General features: G+C 66.1%; 12 protein-coding genes. 7 read left to right on the forward strand and 5 right to left on the reverse strand.

The window, feature by feature from the left end:
* The 5 genes from AAGI46_13020 to AAGI46_13040 form a co-directional block, all read left to right on the forward strand.
* Positions 1–429: dockerin type I domain-containing protein (locus AAGI46_13020; protein MEM1013128.1), on the forward strand; the 429-nt coding region annotated here is incomplete at its 5' end.
* A gap of 150 nt (positions 430–579) precedes the next feature.
* Positions 580–1,077 (forward strand): HYExAFE family protein, encoded by a 498-nt coding sequence (locus AAGI46_13025; GenBank protein MEM1013129.1) that lies wholly within the window; start codon positions 580–582, stop codon positions 1,075–1,077.
* Positions 1,078–1,123: 46 nt separating this feature from the next.
* Positions 1,124–1,387 carry a hypothetical protein gene (locus tag AAGI46_13030; protein ID MEM1013130.1) on the forward strand — a complete coding sequence of 88 codons (264 nt, stop codon included), beginning with the start codon at positions 1,124–1,126 and terminating at the stop codon, positions 1,385–1,387.
* A gap of 79 nt (positions 1,388–1,466) precedes the next feature.
* Entirely contained in the window at positions 1,467–1,745 is a 279-nt protein-coding gene (locus AAGI46_13035; GenBank protein ID MEM1013131.1) for a hypothetical protein, read from the forward strand.
* Positions 1,746–1,755: 10 nt separating this feature from the next.
* Positions 1,756–2,082, forward strand: coding sequence for a hypothetical protein (locus AAGI46_13040; protein MEM1013132.1), 327 nt, complete (start codon positions 1,756–1,758; stop codon positions 2,080–2,082).
* A gap of 18 nt (positions 2,083–2,100) precedes the next feature.
* Here AAGI46_13040 and AAGI46_13045 read toward each other — a convergent pair whose 3' ends face one another.
* From AAGI46_13045 to murC, 4 genes are all read right to left on the reverse strand, one after another.
* On the reverse strand, positions 2,101–3,135 hold the full coding sequence (locus tag AAGI46_13045; protein MEM1013133.1) for a hypothetical protein: 1,035 nt from the start codon (positions 3,133–3,135) through the stop codon (positions 2,101–2,103).
* Positions 3,136–3,279: 144 nt separating this feature from the next.
* Positions 3,280–4,227, reverse strand: coding sequence for an ATP-grasp domain-containing protein (locus AAGI46_13050; protein MEM1013134.1), 948 nt, complete (start codon positions 4,225–4,227; stop codon positions 3,280–3,282).
* A gap of 16 nt (positions 4,228–4,243) precedes the next feature.
* Positions 4,244–5,170 (reverse strand): UDP-N-acetylmuramate dehydrogenase, encoded by a 927-nt coding sequence (gene murB / locus AAGI46_13055; protein ID MEM1013135.1) that lies wholly within the window; start codon positions 5,168–5,170, stop codon positions 4,244–4,246.
* Entirely contained in the window at positions 5,167–6,648 is a 1,482-nt protein-coding gene (gene murC / locus AAGI46_13060; protein MEM1013136.1) for a UDP-N-acetylmuramate--L-alanine ligase, read from the reverse strand. The genes murB and murC overlap by 4 nt, the downstream gene beginning before the upstream one ends.
* Before the next feature lie 66 nt (positions 6,649–6,714).
* Here murC and AAGI46_13065 point away from each other — a divergent pair, with 66 nt between their 5' ends.
* Positions 6,715–6,954: a hypothetical protein gene (locus AAGI46_13065; GenBank protein ID MEM1013137.1), complete on the forward strand. Its 240-nt coding sequence runs from the start codon at positions 6,715–6,717 to the stop codon at positions 6,952–6,954.
* On the opposite strand, the gene AAGI46_13070 is transcribed toward AAGI46_13065, so the two are convergent.
* Positions 6,918–7,829 (reverse strand): phytoene/squalene synthase family protein, encoded by a 912-nt coding sequence (locus AAGI46_13070; GenBank protein ID MEM1013138.1) that lies wholly within the window; start codon positions 7,827–7,829, stop codon positions 6,918–6,920. The genes AAGI46_13065 and AAGI46_13070 overlap by 37 nt on opposite strands.
* A gap of 94 nt (positions 7,830–7,923) precedes the next feature.
* Between AAGI46_13070 and AAGI46_13075 the strand changes: the two genes are divergently transcribed.
* Positions 7,924–9,172 (forward strand): hypothetical protein (locus AAGI46_13075; protein ID MEM1013139.1); only part of this gene is annotated, 1,249 nt, incomplete at its 3' end.

The raw sequence follows: 9,172 nt of genomic DNA on the forward strand, positions 1-9,172 counted from the left end.
GACTTCACCGTCTTTCCGATCATCGCACCGACCTTCACGGTGTTCGAGCTGACTCCGAATGTCACGCTTCCGGACGGCGAGTACGTGTTCGTCTCGCCAGGCAGCTTGCTGATCGATGTCAACAGCATTCCTGTCGACAGCCCGGCCTTTGCGGGCGACTTCTTCCTGCTGCGTGGCGATGCCAACGGCGACGCACAGGTCGACCTTGCGGACTTCGGCGTCCTGCGGGCGAACTTCGGCAGTTCGAATGCCACCTTTGCCCAGGGCGACTTCAACTTCGACGGCTCCGTCGACCTTGCCGACTTCGGCCTGCTGCGGGCGAACTTCGGCACGGAGGCCGGCGGATTCCGCGGCGTGCCGGTCGACTTTGCCGCCCTCACGCCGCCGCCGATCCTGTTCGACGACGAGAGCCGGAGCCTTTTCGCCTGAGAGTGCTCGTCCGTCATCCCGAGCGCAGCCGCGGGACCTCGCCTGCCTCTGGATGATCTTCCGGACGAGGTCCTTCGACTTGCAGCGCTCGCTCAGGATGACGGAGCTGGGCTAGGCCAATGCTGGTCAAATCGGTAGAGTGTCCACGGCGTGCTCAGGCACAACCACTACGAGCGTGCCTTCGAGGGCTTTTTGCGCGACAAGCGCATGCCGTACGTCGCGGTCGACGAGAGCAAGAAAGCCCTTTTCGCAGGCAGCCGGCTCAAGAGTTTCGACTTCGTCGTCTACTCCAAGACCGGGCCGAACCTGCTCGTCGACGTCAAAGGCCGCAAGGCGAAAGACAACGCCTCGCTGCAGACGTGGGCGACGCGTCGCGACGTCGAGGATTTGTACCAGTGGGAACGCGTCTTCGGCGACGGGTTCGTTGCGATGTTGGCGTACGCGTTCGAGATCGATCCCGTCCTGACGCCGCCGCCCGGGCACTTCCGGCTCGTCTGGCAGGATCAGGAACGGCACTATCTGCTGTTGGGCATCGTCCTACGCGATTACCGCGACGCCATGACCGAGCGCAGTGCCCGCTGGGACACGGTCACGGTCAACGCTGGCGACTTTCGACAGCTGGCCAAGCCGATGGAAGCGTGGCTGTGATGTCGGCTCGAATTGGACTGGCAGGCGTGTCTGCTATGCTGCCACCGTGCTTCACACCTTCAGGCGTCTGGCCATCCTGTGTGCGTTGTTCGTGACTTTCGCGCCAGCCACGGCCGTCCTTGCTCAAGTGAACTCGGAAGCCGACAAACGCGTTCGCGACGCCGACGGCCGACTGCGTGGTTACAACGAATCCGACGTCGTCGCCGAAGCCAGCGATCGCCCGACAGCCGCGTATTTCGTCTTTGCCGGCCTGACACTCGTCGCGGGCATTGCCCTGTTCAAGGACGCCCGCCGCACCCACCTCGACTAGCGGCCTCGTCCGCGGTCTCAACCCCATCGCCATGACGCAACCTCCGCCGTCACCTCGTCGATCGTCTTGGAAGAAGCCGTTGCTCGCCGCGCTGGTCGGCGTGAACGCTGTGCTCGGGCTTTCGCTTGCCGTGCCGTTCCTGCCCGGAGCTACGCCGGCCAACGCACAGGTTGCCGCCGGCCCGAGCGACTACGTGATGATCCCTGCCACGCTGACCAGCGCGAACCAGGACATCCTCTACATCATTGACGCCCGCACCGGCAACCTGACGGCGGCCGCGTTCGACCGGCAGAACGGCATCACGTTCATCGCGCCGCTTCCCCTCAGCCAAGCCTTCAACCAGGCCCGAGGCCGCTAGGACGACCACCATGGAACAAGCAACACAAACACAGGTCGTCGCTCACCCGCTGGATCGTCGCAGCTTCTGGCTCGGCGTGATGGCCGTCATCTTCGCGGTCCTGCTCGCCGCCCACGCGATTCGCCCGTCGGCGCTCATGTCGACGGCGTCCGCATCCGAGGTCGCCGACAGCCGCGAGTACCAGCTTGTCACCAGCCTTCAGGCCGATGGCAACGAGGCGCTCTACGTCCTCGAACGCCGCAGCGGCTTGGTCGCGATGGTCCAATGGGACATCAGCAACGGCCGACCCGAGGTCGTCGACGTGAAGCCCGTCCAAGGTGCATTCGGCGGACGCTAAATCCGACGACCTGACGGGTCACTTCAAGTGAACGCCCTGGTCACGGCGCAGGTCGATCCACTGCGGGTAGTTTCGCGACGGGCCGAACTGGTCGGTCGCTGAGAGCAGGTTCTCGAGCTTGCGCTCAGGCGACGGCTCGATGAGGAAGTCCGTCGATCGCGGTGCGCGGCCCCAGTAGAGCTCGGTGCCGTAGCGCGTCTGCAAGACCACAGGCGACGTGCCGCCTCCAGCGCTGGTGGCGACGTTGGGGCGGGTCGGCCGGGCAATGCCCGAGACGTCGACGACGGTGACGTCGGCCGCGGCTTCGATGCCGTGGAGCAGTCGCGCGACGTCCAAGCCAGCAGCAAGTGCGTCGCCACGCCAGGTCTGTCCGGCAGCGTCAGGCGGCGAGGTGTTGACGCCGGTCACGATCCGCAGGCCGCCGGTGACGGTTTCGCCAGAGCGCTCGCCCGAGCGAAGCCGTTCGACGGTCGCAAAGTCGTACGTCGGTGGAAGCAGGTAGGCCGTCGTGATCTCACCCGAATCGTCGGCCGCGACAAGGTGATAGCTCGCCGATCCGCCACGATCGTGCCGAACGACGGCAGCGGGGATGTGCCAGTCACACCGAACGACCAGCTCGTCGCCGTAGCGACGCACGTCGATGACGTCTTTGATCCATGGTTCCTCGCCGAGTGCGTCGACGGCTGCGTCGAGTGCAGCAGGATCGAGCTGCGACGCCGAAACGCCGTCCAGTGCGGTCCGCAGGCGTTCGGCGACGCCGGTCGCAATTGCGTCATCCATCCAGTCCGGCCGATCGACAAACTTGATCGCCAAGACCTCCGAGGCCGAGGCGTCGTGGTGAACGATGTCGTTCCGAACGTGCCCGGCCAGTGCGTTGTAGCCGACCAGGAGTCCGCCGACGATCGAGCACGCCCCGGCAGCTTTGATGCCGAACAGCAGGGCAGCACGGCGTTGCTCGCGTTTCTTGGTCGCCGCTTCGGCAGCCTCTCGCAGCTGGGCCTTGGTCTGGCGTCGCTTCTTGCGTTTGGAATGGTCGGGCGTGACGCGGGCCATGAAAGAGCAGGAAATCCCTGGAAATGCTTATCGGTCGGCGGCGGGTAGCGCCGCCAGCCAAGGTGTGAGAAGGAGGGCGGCGGACGGTTACTTGCGCGGGCCGTCCCTTAGCGGGCCCCTCACCCGACCGCCCGTCGCGGGATGCTAAGCCGCCAGAACCGGCGTCTGCTCGCCACGAGCCGCCGCCCGTTGGACCAGCCCGTCGCAGAGCTCCTCAAAGCCCAGGCCGGTGTGCCGAGCCGCATCGGGCAGCAGCGAGCGACCCGTGAAGCCGGGCATCGTGTTGACTTCCAGCAGCCAGATCTCCCCGGCCGGCGTGACCATCATGTCCGCACGGGACAAATCGCGACAGCCGAGCTTTTCGTGGGCCTTCACGGCAACGTCGCACAGGCGGACGAGCACGTCGGTCGTCACGAACTCCGGCACGTCGAATCGGTGCGGCGCGCCGTCGGGTCGGTACTTCGCACCGTAATCGAACCAGCCGGCGGACGTGTTGGAGGCATCGATCCAGATCGGCGGCAGGGCTTCGTTGCCGAGGATGCCGACGGTCATCTCGATGCCGTCAACCATGTCCTCGACCATGCACCGGCCGTAGCGGGCCAGCAGGTAGCTCACAGCCGCGTCGACGTCGGCAAGGTTGGTCTCCTGTTCGCGACGTCGGACGAAGACATCGAGGCTGCTTCCACCGGCCAGCGGCTTGACGACCACGTCGCGGTCGATCGAGAGTGGCTCCATCGTGTCGATCTCCACGGCGGCCGGTGTCAGCAGACCAGCCTCCTCGAAGACCTTCTTGGCAACCATCTTGTCCATCGCGCGTCGCGCGGGCTCCGGTCGTGATCCCACGTACGCCAGGCCGCGGGCTTCGAGCTCGTCCTGCAGCGGACCGCCCTCGCCCCACGGGCCGTGCATGGCAGGGAAGACGACATCGCACGGGACATCAAGTGCCGCGAGATCGCCAGGGCCGGCGTCCGCGAAGTGGACGTCGTGGCCGGAATTGGCAAGTGCAGCGGCGACGGCTCGACCGCTGGCGAGGCTCACGCCGCGTTCGCCATCGGGTCCACCGGCCAAGACGGTGATGCGCAAGGTTTCCATGGGAACGGTCCTTCGTTCACGAGGCTTGGAGGAGGGCACGATCACGCCTGCGGCGCATCGGCCACTGCTGCACTTCCGTGTGCAGCCGAACGCCATGGCGCTGCCGAACGCGTCGGCGGACCAGGGCGATGAGATGCCGCACGTCTCTGCTTCGGCAAGAGGCGTCAGCGGTGATGAAGTTCGCATGCAGCTCGCTGACGCGAGCACCACCCACGGCCAGTCCCTTCAGACCGGCGGTGTCGATGAGTCGGCCGGCAGAATCGCCGGGCGGATTCTTGAACGCGCAGCCGCACGAGCGTCCGTCGCGTCCGCCAAGCGGTTGGCTCTGTCGCTTGTACGTCCAGACTTCCCTCGTCCGTGCCGCGACGACTTCGGGCGAGCTCGGAACGAGGTCAAAGGTCGCCGAGACGACGAACGGCGCTTCGAAGCCGCTGGTGCGATAGCCGAAGCCGCCGTCGTTCTTGGTGATGGTGCGTGCCGTGCCATCCTGGTCGAGGACGCGGAAGTCGCGGACCGTCGAGGCGATGTCGCCGAATCGTCCGCCGGCGTTCATGCGGAGCCCGCCGCCGACGGTGCCGGGGATGCCGGCCATGCATTCGAAGCCGCTGAGGCCGAGTCGCTCGCACTGCTTGGTCAGCTTCGCGAGGCTCACGCCGCCGCCAACGGTGATCGACGAGCCGTCGACCTCGACACGTTCCCAAAACCGCCCGGCCAGTCGCACGACGCATCCGTCCACGCCGTCGTCGCCGACCAGCAGATTGGCACCGAGGCCGAGCGGGTAGACGTCGACGCCTTCTGCGTCGCAAAAGGCGAGCACGTCGGCCAACTCAGTCTCGTCTGTCGGCATGGCGAACCAACGAGCCGGACCGCCGAGGCGATACCACGTGTGCGCCGCGAGCGGCTCGTTTTCGCGAAGGCAAGCTGGAAGCGTCAACGTTGTCATGCGGCTTCCTTCACAGTGTCGAATGTGCCGTCGACCAGCATTCGGCCGACCTTCCAGACGTCGCCCGCGCCCATCGTGACGACGAGGTCACCGTCGCGGATTTCGCCGCGAACTCGGCGGGCAACGGCGTCGAATCCCGGGACGTGCTCGCCGTGCTGTCCTGCGTCGCGGACGCGTTGGGCCAGCGTGTCGCTCGTGACGAACCGGCGATCGTCCGCCGTGTCGCGAACGGAGTAGATGTCGGGGAAAAAGACGAGGTCCGCCGCGGCGAAGCTGGTCGCGAAGTCAGCCAGCAGGTGCCGCGTTCGGCTTGCCTGGTGCGGCTGGAACACGCACAGCAGTCGGCCGTCGCCCTTGGAGAGATAGCGGTCGCGAAGGGCGCCGAGCGTGACGCGAATCTCCGTCGGATGGTGGCCGTAGTCGTCGACGACATCGACGCTGGTCCCGTGGACGAGGCCGAGGTGCGACTGTCGTCGGTCGACGCCGCGGAAGTCGTTCACAGCCAGCGTGGCCTGGTCGACGGTCGCACCAGCGGCCACCGCAGCGGCGACGGCCATGGCGGCGTTCATGAGGTTGTGTCGTCCGGGCAGCTTCAGGTCGAGCGTTGCGACGAGCTTGTCGCCAAAGAGCAGTCGTCCCTGTGGCCGGCCATCGACCAGGCCGGCGGGCACGAGCGTCCAGTCGCATCCGAGACCCTGACCGACTCGCCAGACCGGCTTGTCGCCGGCGAGTCCGTGGCTGTTGGGGTCGTCGCCGTTCAGGATGACCCGGCCGTCGTCCGGTACGAGCCGGCAGAACTCGCCGAACGTCTCGACGATCTCTGGCAGGCCTCCCGGGTAGGTGTCGAGGTGATCGGCCTCGACGTTGGTGACGACGGCGATGTGTGGACGAAGCTTCAGGAACGAGCGGTCGTATTCGCACGCCTCGGCAACGAACGCGTCGCCCGAGCCGCTGTGCGACCCGCCGCCAAGCTGCGGGATCGTCCCGCCGACGACGAACGACGGATCGAGCCCGCCACGGACGAGTGCGTAGCTGATGAGCGCCGACGTGGTGGTCTTGCCGTGTGTCCCCGCGACCGCCACGCCTTGCCGCTCCGCCATGACAACGCCGAGCAAGTCGGCATAGCTGGTGACCGGCAGGCCAAGCTGACGCGCGCGAACGAGCTCCGCATTGTCGTCCTTCACGGCCGCGGTCCGGACGACCAGGGCAATGTCTTCGGTCAGAAGCGATCCGTCCTGAACGTGCCCGATCGTGCAGCCGCGTTCACGCAGGCGAGCGACGACCTCGTCGTCGGCTGGATCAGTCCCGGTGACGGTCGCTCCGGCATCGAGCAGCACGTGCGCAAGGCCACTCATGCCGCAACCGGCAATGCCGACGAAGTGCACCCGTTGTTGGTTGAAGCGGCTGACGGGGCGTTCCGTGCCCGGCCGAGACAACTCGGGTGCGCCATCCATCCGTGGTGGCGCGGGAGGCTGCATGTGGTGCAGAGACTACCAAGAACGTCTGCCGATGCAATTCAGGCGGCCGGTTCGTAGTATCTCTGCATGAAGGCCGATCACTTCGAGCAAGCACTTCGCGACTTCCGAAGCCGCCAGCCGTTCGAGCCGTTCTACATCGAGCTCACGAGCGGAAAGATCATCAGGATTTTGCATCCTGAAGCCCTCGCCAGCCAGAACGGGCAAGCGGCACACGTTGCGACCGACGCAGCGGTCACGATCTTCGATCACGAAGGCGTGGCTCGCCTGTTCTACGAAAAGCGAGAGGTTGCCGAGTCGAATTCCTGAGTTCGGCGAGCGAGCCTTAGCCCACCAGGCACACGACGAAGCTTCTGCCAGAGACTCAGCCGCCGTCGCTCGGTGAAGACGTCGAAGTCGGCGGCTTCGATGGCGTCCAGAATCCCGCCGTAGACGACGGCCATGATGGCGGCGGTTTGGCGGGTGCCGTCGAGCGGGATGTAGCCGAGCCCGGCAAAACCCTCGCCGTACAGAGACCTCGCCCGGCCGACCTGGAAGCTGCAGAAACGTCGCCATTCGTCGTTGACAGCTCGGCCATGGCTGAACGCGTCGACGTCGTTTTCCGTGATGCCGAATCGCAGCAGTTCGTCCGCCGGAAGATAGAGCCGGCCGCGGCGCCAGTCCTCTTTGACGTCGCGCAAGATGTTTGTCAGCTGCATCGCGTTGCCCATCGCAATCGCGTGCTGCTTGGCCGCCGGATCGGTGACGCCGAAGACGCCGCACATCATCAGGCCGACCACGCCCGCGACGAGGTAGCAGTACTGCTCCAGCGTCGGCCAGTCCGCGTAGCGGCTCACCGTCAGGTCGGTTTCCACGCCCGCCGCCAGATCGTCGAACAGCGTCCGGGCGATGTCGCAGGTTGACAGCGTCTGCCGGGCGGCTTCAGCGACAGGGTCGTCCAACGGCTTGTCGTCGTACACGCCGTCGAGCAACCGGCCAAAGTCGGCGACGGCTCCGCATGCGGCGCCGACGTCCGGGGCCTCGTCGACCGCATCGTCCAGCCTTCTGCACAGGGCGTACACCGCGTAGGCATGACGCCGCTTGTCCTTCGGCAGGAAGTGGCTGGCGAAGTAGAAGCTCTTGGCGTGATGTCGGCAGACCGCCCGGACGGCCGCGTACGGATCGGAAGCTGACGCGGACGACACGGCCAAGGCGTCACATTGTGCCCAGGCCTGGCAGTGCGTCCAGCCAGACGCTCGCTGTTGTCCGACGTGGCGGGGCGGGTTACGGTCGCAGACGGTGACGCCTTCCCTGCCCGCGAGTCTGCTGCGTGTCTTGCTGCTGACGGCCGTCGTTGGTCTCGTCGGTTGTGCCGGAAGCCCGCGTGGCTACCCGGATAACGCCCGCCCGAGCATCGATCGACGTGGGATCGACTTCCCGTCGGGCATGCAGCTCGACATCGTCGCCAAGAACCTCACCGGCGCGACGGCCATCGCGCTCGACGAAGAAAATGGCTACGTCTATCTCGGCGATCGCTTCCCACGCGGCGACGAGATTCGCATCCAGCGGCTGGAGCTGGAGACCGGCGAGATTGAGGAGCTTTATCCGGCACGCAACGCAATCGTCAGCTGGTTCGATGGTCGCCCTCGGCTGAAGGCACCGGTCGGTGGTCTTCTGGTCCACGAAGGCGAGCTTTACGTCACGGCCCGCGGCGGCGATGGACTGGGGCTCGTCGTTGCGTTCGACATCGCTGACTGGAAGCCGAAGGACCGCCGGCCACCCATGCGGACCGTCGTCGGCGAGTTGCCAGCGCGGGGCGATCACGCTGTCACCGACCTAGCACTCCATCCGCTCACCGGCCGGCTCTTTTTCGGAGTCGGCAGTGCGACCAACAGCGGCGTCGTCGGGCTCGACAACAACGAGGCCGGTTGGCTGAAGCGACATCGCGACTTCCACGACGTGCCGCTGGTGCCTCTCAAAATCTTCGGCTATCGCTTCGATACCGAAGACCCCTTTCGAGGTCTGATCTACCCCGACAAGGTCAACACCGCACCTTTCAACGCGTTCGGCCAAAGCGGTCAACGCATTCCGCCGGCCGACAATCAGAAACCGACCGCCGCGGTCTACAGCGTCGACCCGACAGGCGGCGATCTTCGCATCGAAGCCCACGGCATTCGCCATCCGACGGGGCTCGCGTTCAACGAGTTTGCCCAGCTCTACGCCGCCAACCAGGGCATGGAGCGCCGCGGCACCCGCCCGGTGCGCGACGATCCGGATGCCGTACTTCGCCTATTCAGCATCGAATCCGGCGAGCGGCCGACTTGGTACGGATGGCCGGACTATTCCGCCGACCTGCTGCCGGTGACGCAGGAGCGCTTCCAACCCGTTACGCCGCTACTGGCCCGCACCGGCTACGACGAGTTGAGCTTTCTCATCGACCACGACGCCAGCAACGACGGCGAGGGACTCGAAACGCCCAACCGCGATGCCTTGCTGACGGCGATCCTGCCGTCGCTGTCGGGCGCGTCGGGCATGTCGTTCATCCCGA

The organism is Planctomycetota bacterium (assembly GCA_038746835.1).
Lineage (GTDB): Bacteria > Planctomycetota > Phycisphaerae > Tepidisphaerales > Tepidisphaeraceae > JBCDKH01.

Coding starts and splice junctions, on each gene's coding strand:
- AAGI46_13065 (MEM1013137.1), top strand. CDS start 6,715: ATGAAGGCCGATCACTTCGAGCAAGCACTTCGCGACTTCCGAAGCCGC.
- murB (MEM1013135.1), bottom strand. CDS start 5,170: ATGACAACGTTGACGCTTCCAGCTTGCCTTCGCGAAAACGAGCCGCTC.
- AAGI46_13040 (MEM1013132.1), top strand. CDS start 1,756: ATGGAACAAGCAACACAAACACAGGTCGTCGCTCACCCGCTGGATCGT.
- AAGI46_13050 (MEM1013134.1), bottom strand. CDS start 4,227: ATGGAAACCTTGCGCATCACCGTCTTGGCCGGTGGACCCGATGGCGAA.
- murC (MEM1013136.1), bottom strand. CDS start 6,648: ATGCAGCCTCCCGCGCCACCACGGATGGATGGCGCACCCGAGTTGTCT.
- AAGI46_13045 (MEM1013133.1), bottom strand. CDS start 3,135: ATGGCCCGCGTCACGCCCGACCATTCCAAACGCAAGAAGCGACGCCAG.